Below are 14,498 nucleotides of genomic sequence, written 5' to 3'. Positions count from 1 at the left end.
TGCCGGGCAAATAGAAGAGAGTACCTGTAAGGGTGCTTTCTTTTTGTTTGTTGATAATGAGGTATACAAGCAGCTCAGGGTAGGGAATAAACCGTAAAACATAAAGGAACAGTCGCCATTTCTTTTAAGAAAGCAATCTTTTTCATTTTAGACCATTCCTACCCATAAGTTAATTCTTATAAATCTATATTTCCTCGGTAATTAAATCTATACGTAATCTGTTGCTTCATTCTATTCTATTCAGAATTCATTCCGAAAGATTCGAAAAGTGAACATTTATGTCTGTTTCCTTGACATTAAATAATCAAATATTAAAAACGGACCTTTTGAAGAGGTAATATCGAGAAACGTCTGAATAAATGGGAAATCGTTATTTGACATCATTTTAATGCATTCACTCCACCACTCTGTTTCGTATCTGGCAATCATACTAAGGTTATAAAGTAATAAATAATGTGCTAATAATTCCGGGTAATGGCTAAAGTCATTTCTCTCCATTGGAAAATAATATTCTTTGTCTGTATGATGGTATTTTAACAGCCTTAATTTAGATAACATCGTTTTTTCGATTGTAATATCAAAGCTATTTTCTCCAAGAGAATGATTGGATACATCTACATTTATTTTTCCTAAAAAGTAATCTACAAATCGGCCTTCAGTCATATGATATCGGTCAAGTATAGAAAGGGGAATGGAAAAAGATTGATCATGATGTTTAACCGGCATAAAAATTTGCTGTTTTTCTGCGAGCTGAAATAACGTATTTAGCTCAGGAATTTGTTGCAATAAATCAACCATATATGCTTTTTCTCCTTCCAAGTGTTTCATGTGGAACATCTTATCGGCCATATATGGGAATAATCCACTCTTTTGGAATTTCACTTCATCGTTAAAAAAAGTATATTGCTGTTTCTTCCTTTTTCTTGTTGATACACCGTGGGCAAGTACAGATGTGGTTTCAGGATAGTTTGGATCAGTAGTTAATATACTTGCCTTGATTAAATGAACGAGTCCGTAAAAGTAAAGAATCGGTTTAATCATAATAGGTGCCTGCTCCGCTTGCTCGTAATAGATTTGGCCATGTTCGAGATAATAAATAAATGGGTAGGTATTCTCAAAGCTTTTTTGTTCTGCTTGTTCGATTTTTTCCATTTGGTAAGAATGCTTTAAAAAGTCCTTTGTTGTATTTGCTGAAAAAAAGTATAAATACGATTGCCAGTGTTGGTTTGTATGCTTCAAAATGATACCTCCAAATAATCTGAAAAATCCAACTTATATCAGTGTCCTTGACAGTATTTTGTCCAATTGATAACCTACTAATAATATTTTCATGTCCAGGAGGTCAAAAAAATGTGGGAAACTAAATTTGTTAAAGAGGGTTTAACTTTTGATGATGTGCTACTTATCCCTGCTAAATCAGAGGTTTTACCTAAAGATGTGAGTATGAAAGTTACATTAACTGACAAGGTTAAACTTAATATTCCAATTATCAGTGCAGGGATGGATACTGTAACTGAAGCAGAAATGGCAATCGCAATGGCTCGCCAAGGTGGATTAGGTATTATTCACAAAAATATGTCAATCGAGCAACAAGCAGATTTAGTTGATAAGGTAAAGCGTTCTGAGAGCGGCGTTATTTCTGACCCATTTTTTCTCACACCAGAACAGCAAGTATATGATGCAGAACATTTGATGGGGAAATACAGAATCTCTGGTGTTCCAATTGTTAATAACAATGACGAGCGAAAACTTGTTGGTATTCTTACAAACCGTGACCTTCGTTTTATTCAGGACTTCTCTATAAAAATTTCTGATGTGATGACGAAAGAGAATTTAGTTACTGCTCCTGTGGGTACGACTCTTGCTGAAGCAGAAAAAATTCTTCAAAAATATAAAATCGAAAAATTACCGTTAGTTGATGATGAAGGCGTACTACAAGGACTTATTACAATCAAAGATATTGAAAAAGTAATTGAATTCCCTAATTCAGCTAAGGATGAGCAAGGCCGTCTTTTAGCTGGAGCAGCTGTCGGTGTAACAAAGGATACAATGAAGAGGCTGGAAATGCTGGTAAAGGCGCAAGTTGATGTTGTCGTTGTAGACACAGCTCATGGGCATTCAGCAGGTGTAGTAAATGTTGTAAGAGAGATTAAAGAAACATATCCAGAATTGGCTGTTGTAGCTGGTAACGTTGCAACTGCTGAAGGAACAAGAGTTTTAATTGAGGCAGGAGCAGATGTGGTAAAAGTAGGTATCGGACCTGGATCCATTTGTACGACTCGTGTAGTTGCAGGTGTTGGAGTACCACAAATTACAGCTGTGTATGATTGCGCTACAGAAGCTCGTAAGCATGGCAAAGCGATCATTGCTGACGGAGGCATTAAATACTCTGGTGATATTGTAAAAGCTCTTGCAGCTGGTGGACACGCAGTAATGCTGGGCAGCATGTTGGCTGGCGTATCTGAAAGCCCTGGTGAAACTGAAATCTTCCAAGGCCGTCAATTTAAAGTTTACCGAGGAATGGGATCTGTCGCATCAATGGAAAAAGGTTCAAAAGACCGTTATTTCCAAGAAGATAATAAAAAGTTTGTACCAGAGGGAATTGAAGGACGCATTCCATTCAAAGGACCTCTTGCAGATACCATTTATCAGCTTGTTGGTGGCATTCGTTCAGGCATGGGCTACTGCGGATCAAAAGATTTAGAAGAATTAAGAGAAAATGCTCAATTTATTAGAATGACAGGTGCCGGATTAAAAGAAAGCCACCCACATGACATTCAAATTACTAAAGAAGCACCGAACTATTCTCTATAAGTTTGAATTGGAAGAGGGGATTTGAAATCCTCTCTTTTTTTATGCGTAAAGTTCATTTTAACAATCAAAATTATGCATATATGTTCTTTATTTCGAAGTCGTGATATTTGAACCAAGACTAATTAAGCTTTTTTTTATATGTTCATGGAATAGGCAAGATTAGGAAAAGGATGTTTCTATCTATTACGAGCGAGTTGTGATAAAATAACAAAAGCTGCATAAAATTGTTGGAGGGCTTTAGAATTGAAGAGTAGAGGATATCGAAAAATTATTGCTTGTTTCTTATCGCTGATTATGATTTTAGGAATTTTACCAAATGTACATAGTGCAAGTGCTGCAGAAGAGGATGTTCTGAGTATTAATGCAGATGCTGCTATTTTAGTAGAAGCAGAGACAGGAAGAATACTATACGGTAAAAATATAGACAAAGTACTTGGCATTGCCAGCATGACTAAAATGATGACTGAATACTTGCTTTTAGAAGCAATTAAAGAAGGCAAAGTGTCGTGGGATCAAGAGTATGCTGTAAGTGAATATGCTTGGAAGGTGTCTCAAGACACTAATTTATCCAATGTCCATTTAAGAAGAGATGGTACATACAATATTAAAGAACTTTACGAAGCAATGACCATTTATTCAGCAAATGCTGCAACGATTGGAATCGCTGAAACGATTGCCGGTTCAGAAACAAACTTCGTAAAAATGATGAACGAAAAGGCCGAGGAGCTTGGATTGGAAGACTTCAAATTTGTTAACTCCTCAGGCTTAAATAATAAAGATTTAAAAGGGCATCATCCTGCAGGAAATGAAGATGAAGAAAATGTGATGTCAGCTAGAGCGACAGCTAAGTTAGCATCCTCGCTCATTAATGATTTCCCAGAGGTGCTGGAAACAGCAAGTACACCAAGAAAGACATTTAGAGAAGGTACTGAAGATGCAATCAAAATGGAAAACTGGAACTGGATGCTTCCTGAGCTAGTATACGGCTATGAAGGTGTCGATGGTTTAAAAACCGGTACAACTGATTTTGCCGGCTATTGTTTTACAGGAACAGCTGAGCGTAAAGGTACACGCTATGTGACAGTTGTAATGAATGCCAGGGATAATGATACAAGCGGATCATATAAATCTAGATTTGATGAAACAAAAAAAATGTTAGATTATGGATTTGCTAACTTTGGTGCAGAGGAAATCATTCCTGCCAACTATCAAGTGAAGGACAAAGATTCATTAGCAGTTGTAAAAGGAAAAGAAGGCTCAGTTAAGATTGAATCAACTGATGCAATTTCAATGGTTGTAAAAAACGGAGAAAAAGATAAATTTAAGCCAAAGCTTGTGATTGATGAAAAACTTTTAAATGGTGAGGGTCAATTAACCGCTCCTGTTAAAAAAGGAGATAAAATTGGATATTTAACAATTGAAAGTGAAGACGGTTCTCCAATTGAATTCTTATCAAAAGACACGAAGCAGGTACAAGTAGATGTTGTTGCTGCTGAAACAGTAGAAAAGGCAAATTGGTTTATTCTTTCTATGCGTGGTATTGGTGGATTCTTTGGTGATGTATGGGGCAGCGTTTCATCGACTGTAAAAGGCTGGTTCTAATAAGGATGAAGCCCTCTGCTTAATTAAAGCAGAGGGCTTTTTTTATGCTAAACAAATAAGAAAAAGCATAATGAGGTTGCAAACTGTTAATAATTATAGTAAATTATGAATTACTAACTTATTATAGTGAAAGCAATGAGAGGAACTAGTAGCAGGACTTCTGCCAAAAGAGAGCCGATGGTTGGTGAGAATCGGTGGTTGAAGCTTGTGAATCCATCCTTGAGCAGAGTTTCGAACGCAATCGTTTGCCAGTAAAAACTCTCGGGTAAAAACCCGTTATCGATTTAAGGTGGAGAGCTTATGCTTTCAACTAGGGTGGCAACGCGGGTAACTCTCGTCCCTTTTTATAGGGACGGGAGTTTTTTGTGTTTTTGCCACCAATACCATATTAACAAAATTAAATGGAGGAACTAAACATGCTGGATATTAAATTTTTGAGGGCAAATTTTGGAGAAGTAAAAAATAGGCTTCAGCACCGCGGAGAGGATTTATCTGATCTGGGGAAATTTGAAGACCTTGATGTAAAAAGACGCGAGCTTCTTGTAGAAACAGAACAGTTGAAGAGCAAGAGAAACGAAGTGTCTGCTCAAGTGGCGACTTTAAAGCGTGAGAAAAAAGATGCTGATCATTTAATCACTGAAATGCGTGAGGTTGGCGATCAAATTAAAGCACTGGATGAGAAATTACGAGTGGTTGAAGAAGAACTTGATCAATTAATGCTAAGCATTCCCAATATTCCACATGAGAGTGTTCCGGTTGGTGAGACAGAAGATGATAACGTTCTGGCCTGGAAATGGGGGGCGGTTCGTGAATTTGATTTTGAATCAAAACCGCATTGGGATATCGCCACTGATTTAGGCATACTAGATTTTGAAAGAGCCAGTAAAGTGACAGGCAGCCGTTTTGTTTTTTATAAAGGGCTAGGTGCACGTTTAGAAAGAGCATTGTTTAACTTTATGCTTGACCTTCATACAGAAGAACATGGCTATGAGGAAGTATTACCACCATATATGGTGAACCGCGCAAGCATGACAGGGACAGGTCAGCTTCCGAAATTTGAAGAGGATGCATTCTTAATTGACAGCGAGGATTACTTTCTCATTCCGACAGCAGAAGTACCGGTGACAAATATGCACCGTGATGAAATTTTAACAGCAGAAGAATTGCCAATTAAATATGCAGCCTTTAGTGCATGCTTCCGTTCAGAAGCCGGGTCTGCAGGCCGTGATACACGCGGGCTGATTCGCCAGCACCAATTTAATAAAGTAGAGCTTGTGAAATTTGTAAAACCAGAGGATTCTTATGAGGAATTAGAGCAGCTGACTAAAAATGCTGAAAAGGTATTGCAATTATTAGGTTTGCCTTATCGTGTCATGAGCATGTGTACAGGTGATTTAGGTTTTACAGCTGCGAAAAAATACGATATCGAAGTGTGGATTCCAAGCTATAATAATTACCGTGAAATCTCTTCTTGCAGTAATTTTGAAGGATTCCAAGCAAGGCGTGCGAATATTCGTTTCCGTCGTGATGCAAAAGCAAAGCCAGAGCCGATTCACACATTAAATGGTTCAGGGCTTGCGGTTGGCCGTACGGTCGCAGCCATTTTAGAAAATTACCAGCAAGAGGACGGCAGTGTTGTGATTCCAGAAGTGCTTCGTCCATATATGGGCAATAAAGAAGTGATAAGGCCACAAGAAAAATAAGAAAAAAACAATTGAGCCTCCGCAAAATGAAATATTTTTAAAGGAGGCTCAAAATTCCTTGACTTTATATTTTGTAGATGTTATATTATTTCTTGTCGATACGGAGGAATACCCAAGTCCGGCTGAAGGGATCGGTCTTGAAAACCGACAGGGGTGTTAAAGCCCGCGGGGGTTCGAATCCCTCTTCCTCCGCCATTTATATTGACATTTAACACGCGCATAAATTTTTGGAGATATGAAGCTGTTACTTTATAGTAACGGTTTTTTTTTATCTCTAAAATTTCGAAAATAAAAAGAAGCTGCTCCTAATGAAAATTGGTGCAGCTTCTTTTTAAGAGACAAGAAAGTATGACCTTGAAAAAGGCTCGTCTTGCGCTTTTCTTAAATGGTTTGCTTTAATGTATGCGATATTTTTTCAAGAATAAGATCTATTCCTTTTTCATTATTAATTAGATCATAATCGTTTATATTCAGCCTAAGCACAGGGCAGGCATTAAAGCTGTTAATCCATCTTTCATACCGGCCATGCATTTCCTCCCAGTATTCAATGGATGTTTGCTGCTCCATCGGACGTCCGCGTTCTTGGATGCGTGCGAGGATATCGTCTAAAGATCCTTCTAAATAAATGAGAAGATTGGGATGTGGAAAGTATGGTGTCATAACCATTGCATCAAATAAGCTTTTATAGGTGTGATAGTCCACTTCCGACATCGTTCCTTTTTCATAATGCATTTTTGCAAAGATACCTGTATCTTCATATATAGAACGATCCTGGATAAATCCACCTCCATATTCAAACATGCGCTTTTGCTCTTTAAAGCGTTCAGCTAGAAAATAGATTTGTAAATGAAAGCTCCAGCGTTCGAAGTCAGCATAGAATTTATCCAAATATGGATTGGTATCAACTTTTTCAAATGAGGTTCTGAAATTTAGCGCTTCGGCTAAGCTTTTTGTCATTGTAGATTTTCCAACTCCGACTGTTCCTGCGATTGTAATAACTGCATTCTCTGGTATGCCATATTTGTTTATATTCATTGCTGTAGACTCCTCTTTACTAAGCTATCAGTTAGCAATTGTATGATGTGCTTCATGTCATTTTCATTATTTACAAAGTCTAACTCATCTCCGTTAAAACGAAGAATAGGCAGGTTAGGGTTTTGCTCTTCAAGTTTTTTCATTTTATTATCATAATCTATAGCGAGTTGTTCAAGGTATAATGGGCTGATGTTCTTTTCGATTTCACGGCCTCTTTTCTTAATCCTTGTAAGCAGTGTATCAAGACTCGCATGTAAGTATATGATGAGATTTGGCTGCGCCATATTGTTTGTTAAAATATGATAGATCTTTTCATACTTCTCATATTCTGCATCATTTAAAGATCTTTGAGCGAAAATAAGGTTTTTAAAAATATGATAATCTGCGACTACTGGCTTTCCATTCTTTATATAATCCGTTTCGATATCTCCAAGCTGTTTATAACGATTGCAGAGAAAGAACATCTCTGTTTGAAAACTCCATTCTTCAATATTTTCATAAAACTTTCCTAAGAATGGATTCTCATCGACAATTTCTTTTAATAATTCATATTGGAAATGTTCTGAGATGGCTTTGGCAAGAGATGTTTTTCCCACACCAATGGGTCCTTCAACTGCTATAAAAGGTATAGTCTTCATTCATGCTTTTCCCCCTAAGCTAACATAAGTTCCATTTTAACACAGGTCAGACCTTTTTTTAGTGGAAAATGAAGTTAGGAGGCTGGAGGAAGATTAACGTTTGACTACTTCAAAGTTATCGGTAATTAATAGCCAGTTTTGCGGGAAGGAAAGCCCGAGTTTCCAATAGCTCATTCCCCTTAGGCCAAGTTCTTTAATTAAATTGAATTTTGCTTGAATGGAGCGGGCATCTTCGAACCAAACTTCATGACGATTGCCTTCATCATCGGTGTAATGGAAAAATGGTGCCTGTGCATCTTCATCATATTGAATGGCTACGTTATTATCAGCAGCAATTTGAATCGCTTGCTGAGGGCTGATTGCTCGTGCAATAGAACCTTGAACAAATGGGAGTGTCCAATCATAACCATATAAATTTTGTCCCATTAAGATTTTTTCTGGAGGAATTTCTGTGATGGCGTATTCAAGTACATCGCGAACCGGTCCAATAGGAGACACTGCCATTGCCGGACCGCCGCTGTATCCCCACTCATATGTCATAATAACAACAAAATCAGCTATTTCCCCATGAGCTCTATAGTCATGGCCTTCATACCAATTTCCTTGCTGTTCTGCACTTGTTTTCGGCGCCAATGCAGTAGAAAGCAGCCATCCTTCTTGATGGAATCGATCTCTTGCTTTTCTTAAAAATTGATTATATGCTTCCCGGTCTTCAGGTCGTATGAACTCAAAGTCAAAATGAATATCCCGAAAACCATACTTATTAGCAGTATTGACGATATTGTTTAAGAATTGATCTTGAATGGCTTGATCATTTAATAATATTTCAGCAAGTTCGTCACTAAATTGATCGTTTTCCTGGTTTGAAATGACCATCATAAGTACATTTTGGTTATCAGCAGCAATAGCTGGCAATTCTCCAAGTGGAGGTTCTTTAAGGGTACCATCTCTCAATGCTTGGAAGTTAAAAGGGGCTAAATAAGTAAGATATGGGGCTGCATCTCTTGAGGCTTCAGTAAGTTCTGGAGAAACAGTGTCACCTCTCGGTTCAACATATGCGTTAAATTCAGCTTCTGGTTTCGGTCCTTCTGGAATGTATAATCGCAAGCCCACTTGAAGTGGTCGGTTTGGAGATAGTTGATTAATATTTGCAAGTTCCCCAGCAGATAATCCAAATCTCTGTGCAATGGAATAGATTGTGTCTCCAGGCTGAACCCAATAGAAGCGGCTGATAATCGGAATGACAAGAGTTTGACCAATTACGAGCTGGTTAGGATTAGGTAGTTCGTTCGCTTCGATAATATCGTCAGCCGTTGTGCCGTATGCTTGGGCTATCCCATAAACTGTTTGATTTGGCTGCACTACATGTATTTGCAAAATAAAACCCTCCTTAAATGAAATGCCTCAGCGGCTTTTAGTAGCAACGGAAGCTGTTATTTGAATTCACTATAGACATTCTATGAAGGGAATAAAGCAGAAATGTTATAATTTTTGCTAGAAAGAGAATGAATATCGGCTTTTAATACTTCTTCCATCATCTTCAATGCATTATTGTTATCATGGTCATTATTGGAAGCAGTGCAATTACCTGGTATATGCAATTTATAGTCACGCATATAAGCATCATTAGCTGAGAAGAGAACACATATATTCCCTGCGATGCCGGAAATAACAAGTGTTTGAACTTGAAGCTGGTGCAGAAGAGTATTTAAAGCTGTACCATAAAAAGCTGAATGTTTTGGTTTAATTAAGAAATAATCATCTGGAGATGGCCGGATGGCATCTATCACCGGTTGACTGATTGGGTTATGACAATAATCGATAATTTTATTTAGATTTGCTTGCCATAGCTGATAATGATCATTAACGTATATAATAGGCAAATGGTGTTTTTTAAACTGCTCTTTAATTTGATTAATCGGTCCGGTGATTTGCAGTGCCTTTTGCGCTAAAACTTCACCATGTTTAAATTGAAAGTCATTAATCATGTCAATAATAATAAAAGCAATACCAGATGTGGTTGGTTCTTTCATGTAAAGTCAGCCCCTTTTGCCTTTATTCTTCTATAATTATTTGTTTTTTACACAGGGCAGGCAGAAATTTTTAAAAGGGAATGAACAAGGAATGAGCGCAGAAGATGAAAAATATATGCTAGAAGCAATTAAGGAAGCAGAAAAGGCAAAGGAACTGGCTGAAGTTCCGATAGGAGCGGTGATTGTTTATCAGGGTGAAATTATTGCCCGTGCTCATAATTTGCGTGAAACAAACCAGAGAGCTACCGCTCATGCTGAGCTGCTCGCTATCGAGACAGCATGCGATTATTTAGGGACATGGAGATTAGAGGACGCGATTCTTTATGTAACCCTTGAGCCGTGTCCAATGTGCTCAGGCTCAATCATACTATCGCGAATAAAAAGAGTTGTGTATGGAGCGACAGATCCTAAAGGTGGATGTGCCGGTACATTGATGAATCTGTTGAATGATTCACGGTTTAATCATCAGAGTGAAGTCGTCTCGGGTGTTTTAGAAAAGGAATGCGGCGCTTTATTATCCACATTCTTTAGTGATCTTAGAAGAAGGAAAAAGGCAGAAAAACAAAGGCGAAAGCAATTGGAAGAAACCGGTGAGGGATAAGCATTGCTTTTTAAATAAAAAACCAGTATACTTATAAATGCGTCGATAAAGACGCAATTAAATATGGTATCAATTTTGCCGTGCTAAGTGGGGAGGTAGCGGTGCCCTGTACTCGCAATCCGCTCTAGCGAGACTGAATCCCTTCTCTGAGGCTGATGTCCTGTAGGGTCTGCCTTAAGTAAGTGGTGTTGACGCCTGGGTCCCGCGCAATGGGAACCCATGAACCATGTCAGGTCCGGAAGGAAGCAGCATTAAGTGGACACTCTCATGTGCCGCGGGGTTGCCTGGGCTGAGCTAACTGCTTAAGTAACGCTTATGGGCGTCAGTCGAAGGAAGGTGCACGGCAGTTAAATACATACATTCAACTCATTCTGCATAAAAGGATGAGTTTTTGTTTTATATTGAGATTTTTTCTCCATTCATTTTGTAAAAAGGAATTTAGATAAGTTATAATAAGTAGGACAATAAAAAGGAGGGCGTTTAGTTTGAGTTACCAAGCTTTATATCGTGTATGGCGTCCGCAGACATTCATAGATGTTGTCGGGCAAGAGCATGTAACGAAGACATTGCAAAACGCCTTGCTTCAGCAAAAAATCTCACATGCCTTTCTCTTTTCTGGACCAAGGGGAACAGGAAAAACAAGTGCAGCAAAAATACTTGCTAAGGCTGTCAACTGCGAGAGAGCACCTGTGAATGAGCCATGTAATGAATGTCCTTCATGTAAAGGAATTACTGATGGTTCTATATCGGATGTCATTGAAATTGATGCTGCTTCAAATAACGGAGTGGAGGAAATTAGGGATATCCGAGACAAGGTAAAGTATGCGCCAAGTGCGGTGAAGTATAAGGTCTACATCGTAGACGAGGTGCATATGCTTTCAATCGGCGCGTTTAATGCCTTATTAAAAACTTTAGAAGAACCTCCTAAGCATGTAATATTTATCTTAGCCACAACCGAGCCGCATAAAATTCCTCTAACGATTATTTCCAGATGTCAACGTTTCGACTTTAAGCGGATCTCCTCAAAGTCTATCGTGGGCAGAATGAAAATGATTGTGGAAGAAACAGGCCTACAATGTGAAGAGCAGGCGCTTCAAGTTGTTGCACGTGCAGCTGAAGGTGGAATGCGTGATGCTTTAAGCTTGCTAGATCAGGCTATATCATTTAGTGATGAACAGGTGAAGGTAGAAGATGCGCTTGCTGTAACAGGCGCAGTATCACAAGGGTTTCTGAATAGGCTGGCAAAGGCAATTAAAGATCGTAATGCTGCAGAAGGCTTGGAAATATTGGGTGAACTCTTATTTCAAGGAAAGGATCCTTCTAGATTTATTGAGGATTTCATACTTTATTATAGAGATATGCTGTTGTATAAGGCTGCTCCTAATCTTGAAGAGTCGCTTGAGAGAGTGCTGCTGGATGATGAATTTGTCAGGCTAGCCAACGAAACGAATCAAGATGAAATTTATGAGCTTATTGAATTATTGAATAAGACACAGCAGGAAATGAGATGGACGAACCATCCGCGGATATTCTTAGAAGTGGCAATAGTGAAACTGTGCCAGCTTGACCGCATGCACTCAGCGGAAGCTAATACAGATATTCAGCCATTATTAACAAGAATTGAATTGCTTGAGAAAGAGCTGACTGATATTAAAGCTTCTGGAGTAAGGGTAGAAGATTCAGCGGCTGCTCCTATGCAGAAGAAACCGCAGCGAAGCTCTCGCAAAGGTTTCCAAACTCCGGTTGGAAGAATAAATGAAGTGCTCAAACAAGCAACGAAGAAGGACTTAATGGCAATTAAAAGCTGCTGGGGCGAAATGCTCGACCGTCTCATCCATAATCAGATGCGGTCACAGGCTGCTCTACTTAATGAAGCAGAGCCAGTTGCTGCTTCGGAACAAGCTTTTGTTATAAAATTCAAATATGAAATTCATTGTCAAATGGCAATGGAAAATCATAAATTTATTGAAATACTTTCGCAATCTATACAAGAGCTAACAGGTAAAAACCTGCAAATGTTAGGTGTGCCTGATGATCAGTGGCACAAGATACGAGAGGATTTTCTGCAATATCAGCAAATGAATGGCAATGAATCTGGTGAAGAACTGGAAAGCCAGGAGGAAGAACCAATCATTGCAGAAGCCAAAAAGTTATTTGGTGATGATTTAATAGAAATTAAAGATTAAATAATATTTGGAGGTTTTGATCAATGCGTGGAATGGGAAATATGCAAAACATGATGAAGCAAATGCAAAAAATGCAAAAGAAAATGGCACAGGCACAAGAAGAATTAGGTGAAAAGAAAATCGAAGGCACTGCTGGTGGCGGTATGGTAACAGTTGTTGTATCTGGACATAAAGAAATCCTTGAAGTAAATATTAAAGAAGAAGTTGTTGATCCGGAAGATATTGAAATGCTTCAAGATTTAGTATTAGCAGCAACAAATGATGCATTAAAACAAGCTGATGAATTAACAAACAGCACAATGGGACAATTCACAAAAGGAATGAACCTTCCTGGAATGTTTTAAGTACCAATCGTTTTAACGGGCTTTGCCTGAGAGGATGAAAGAACGCCGCGGGCTTGATGGATGTAGGTTACTTCCAGAGCCATATAGCGGCGTTTTTTTGGAAGCAGGAGAAATAGGAGGAAGAACATCATGCATTATCCTGAACCAATATCAAAGCTGATTGATAGCTTTATGAAGCTACCAGGTATTGGACCAAAAACGGCAGCGCGCTTGGCCTTTTTTGTGTTAAGTATGAAGGAAGATACCGTACTAGACTTTGCAAAGGCATTAGTCAATGCAAAAAGGAATTTGTCTTATTGCTCTGTATGCGGACATATTACTGACCAAGATCCATGCTATATTTGTGAAGACGCTCGGAGAGATCGTACAGTTATTTGCGTTGTTCAAGACCCAAAAGATGTAATCGCTATGGAAAAAATGAAAGAGTTTAATGGGCTGTATCATGTTCTGCATGGTTCAATATCACCTATGGATGGAGTTGGTCCGGAAGATATCAATATTCCAGACTTATTAAAAAGGCTTCAAGATGAAACGGTCGAAGAAGTCATTTTAGCTACAAATCCAAATATTGAAGGTGAAGCAACAGCGATGTATATCTCTAGATTAATTAAACCTTCAGGCATTAAGGCAACTCGAATCGCCCATGGCTTGCCAGTAGGCGGGGATTTGGAATATGCAGACGAAGTTACGCTTTCTAAAGCGCTAGAAGGAAGAAGAGAAGTTTAACACCGCAGGGGGTAAGAGAATAAGCATGTTTTTTCGCAGAAAAGGGTGGCTTCGAAAAGAATATGATAAGAAGCTTTTAAACCAGTTGGACAGCTTAAAAGTTGAATGGAAAAATCAAAGATCACTAATTGAAAAAAGTTTTGATCCTTCCGCAGAATCAATTAGTGAGGCTAAATTAGCAGAAGCAAAGTATTTTTATCTCTTTAAAGAAGCAAAAAAAAGAAATGTAAGTATTCATTCGTAACTTAATATGAATAACAGAACAGCTCCCTGGTCTTTTTTCGAAACGACTATCATAAATTGATAGTACAAGTTTCCTGAAATAGGGGGTCTTTTTTTGGAGCCAATATGGATGATTTCTGCATTTGCTGTATTAATCGTGCTGCTTTTAGTGCTAGGAGCGCCACTTAAGCCGGTTAAGTTTGTTGGACAAGGTATAGTTAAACTACTGATCGGTGCACTTTTGCTTTTCTTTTTAAATGCACTAGGCAATCAATACGGAATACATGTGCCAATCAATCTGGCTACAGTAACAGTTAGTGGATTTTTAGGAGTTCCGGGCATGTGTGCATTGGTTGCGATTCAAAGCTATGTAATATAGAAAGAAATAGATAGTTTCTGCAAAATGTAGAGACTGTCTTTTTTTTGATATTCCTGTTGACAAGTTAATACCTTGCTGGTAATATAGTAAAAGTCGTCACTAAATGACGCAAAACAGTCAAATAAACTTTTTAAAAAAACTTGTTGACTTTGATTGAAAGAAATGATATATTAATAGAGTCGCTTCTGAGCGATTGAGATTGATCTTTGAAAACT

At 38.3% G+C, this 14,498-nt stretch carries 14 protein-coding genes, 1 tRNA gene, 1 other RNA gene and 1 other annotated feature; of the genes, 11 read left to right on the top strand and 5 right to left on the bottom strand.

The genetic code is table 11. From position 1 onward, the window contains the following. Positions 1-276: 276 nt before the first annotated feature. Complete coding sequence (locus tag CWS20_RS27165) at positions 277-1,239, bottom strand: YaaC family protein (RefSeq protein WP_066188528.1); 963 nt, start codon at positions 1,237-1,239, stop codon at positions 277-279. A 111-nt stretch (positions 1,240-1,350) separates the two neighbouring features. On the opposite strand from CWS20_RS27165, the gene guaB reads away from it, so the two are divergent. The 4 genes from guaB (at position 1,351) to CWS20_RS27145 (ending at position 6,314) form a co-directional block, all read left to right on the top strand. Then, positions 1,351-2,814, top strand: coding sequence for an IMP dehydrogenase (gene guaB, locus CWS20_RS27160; RefSeq protein ID WP_066188525.1), 1,464 nt, complete (start codon positions 1,351-1,353; stop codon positions 2,812-2,814). A 243-nt stretch (positions 2,815-3,057) separates the two neighbouring features. Further along, complete coding sequence (locus CWS20_RS27155; RefSeq protein WP_066188522.1) at positions 3,058-4,416, top strand: D-alanyl-D-alanine carboxypeptidase family protein; 1,359 nt, start codon at positions 3,058-3,060, stop codon at positions 4,414-4,416. Positions 4,417-4,542: 126 nt separating this feature from the next. Beyond that, positions 4,543-4,761 (top strand) — a binding site (T-box leader). Between the two features lie 71 nt (positions 4,762-4,832). Then, positions 4,833-6,119, top strand: a complete 1,287-nt coding sequence (gene serS / locus CWS20_RS27150) for a serine--tRNA ligase (RefSeq protein WP_066188520.1) — start codon at positions 4,833-4,835, stop codon at positions 6,117-6,119. Positions 6,120-6,221: 102 nt separating this feature from the next. After that, positions 6,222-6,314: transfer RNA gene (locus CWS20_RS27145), tRNA-Ser, on the top strand. Positions 6,315-6,500: 186 nt separating this feature from the next. Here the strand turns inward: CWS20_RS27145 and CWS20_RS27140 are convergent. The 4 genes from CWS20_RS27140 to CWS20_RS27125 all read right to left on the bottom strand — a co-directional run bounded on the left by CWS20_RS27140 (position 6,501) and on the right by CWS20_RS27125 (position 9,825). Beyond that, positions 6,501-7,154: a deoxynucleoside kinase gene (locus tag CWS20_RS27140; RefSeq protein WP_066188519.1), complete on the bottom strand. Its 654-nt coding sequence runs from the start codon at positions 7,152-7,154 to the stop codon at positions 6,501-6,503. Beyond that, the gene (locus CWS20_RS27135) at positions 7,151-7,792 is read right to left on the bottom strand and encodes a deoxynucleoside kinase (RefSeq protein WP_066188516.1); all 642 of its coding nucleotides are present in this window, start codon (positions 7,790-7,792) and stop codon (positions 7,151-7,153) included. Before CWS20_RS27135 ends, CWS20_RS27140 begins: the two co-directional genes overlap by 4 nt. A gap of 93 nt (positions 7,793-7,885) precedes the next feature. Beyond that, the gene (locus CWS20_RS27130) at positions 7,886-9,169 is read right to left on the bottom strand and encodes a glycoside hydrolase family 18 protein (protein WP_101226461.1); all 1,284 of its coding nucleotides are present in this window, start codon (positions 9,167-9,169) and stop codon (positions 7,886-7,888) included. 80 nt (positions 9,170-9,249) lie between these two features. Beyond that, positions 9,250-9,825 carry a cysteine hydrolase family protein gene (locus CWS20_RS27125; RefSeq protein WP_066188510.1) on the bottom strand — a complete coding sequence of 192 codons (576 nt, stop codon included), beginning with the start codon at positions 9,823-9,825 and terminating at the stop codon, positions 9,250-9,252. 91 nt (positions 9,826-9,916) lie between these two features. Here CWS20_RS27125 and tadA point away from each other — a divergent pair, with 91 nt between their 5' ends. The 7 genes from tadA (at position 9,917) to CWS20_RS27090 (ending at position 14,283) form a co-directional block, all read left to right on the top strand. Further along, positions 9,917-10,426: a tRNA adenosine(34) deaminase TadA gene (gene tadA, locus CWS20_RS27120; protein WP_066188508.1), complete on the top strand. Its 510-nt coding sequence runs from the start codon at positions 9,917-9,919 to the stop codon at positions 10,424-10,426. A gap of 78 nt (positions 10,427-10,504) precedes the next feature. Next, positions 10,505-10,770: signal recognition particle sRNA large type (gene ffs / locus CWS20_RS27115), an RNA gene on the top strand. A gap of 141 nt (positions 10,771-10,911) precedes the next feature. Continuing rightward, positions 10,912-12,612 carry a DNA polymerase III subunit gamma/tau gene (gene dnaX / locus CWS20_RS27110; protein WP_066188506.1) on the top strand — a complete coding sequence of 567 codons (1,701 nt, stop codon included), beginning with the start codon at positions 10,912-10,914 and terminating at the stop codon, positions 12,610-12,612. A gap of 23 nt (positions 12,613-12,635) precedes the next feature. After that, positions 12,636-12,956 carry a YbaB/EbfC family nucleoid-associated protein gene (locus CWS20_RS27105; RefSeq protein ID WP_066188503.1) on the top strand — a complete coding sequence of 107 codons (321 nt, stop codon included), beginning with the start codon at positions 12,636-12,638 and terminating at the stop codon, positions 12,954-12,956. 129 nt (positions 12,957-13,085) lie between these two features. Then, a complete protein-coding gene (recR, locus tag CWS20_RS27100; protein WP_066188499.1) occupies positions 13,086-13,682 on the top strand; it encodes a recombination mediator RecR in 597 nt (198 codons plus the stop codon). Positions 13,683-13,707: 25 nt separating this feature from the next. Further along, the gene (locus tag CWS20_RS27095) at positions 13,708-13,926 is read left to right on the top strand and encodes a YaaL family protein (protein ID WP_066188496.1); all 219 of its coding nucleotides are present in this window, start codon (positions 13,708-13,710) and stop codon (positions 13,924-13,926) included. Between the two features lie 93 nt (positions 13,927-14,019). Continuing rightward, on the top strand, positions 14,020-14,283 hold the full coding sequence (locus CWS20_RS27090) for a pro-sigmaK processing inhibitor BofA family protein (protein ID WP_066188493.1): 264 nt from the start codon (positions 14,020-14,022) through the stop codon (positions 14,281-14,283). Positions 14,284-14,498: the final 215 nt, after the last annotated feature.

The sequence above is a fragment of the Cytobacillus horneckiae genome (genome assembly GCF_002835735.1).
GTDB classification, from domain to species: domain Bacteria; phylum Bacillota; class Bacilli; order Bacillales; family Cytobacillaceae; genus Cytobacillus; species Cytobacillus horneckiae.
The sequence above is the reverse complement of the archived record's forward strand: the minus strand, read 5'-3'. Positions and strand labels throughout refer to the sequence as shown.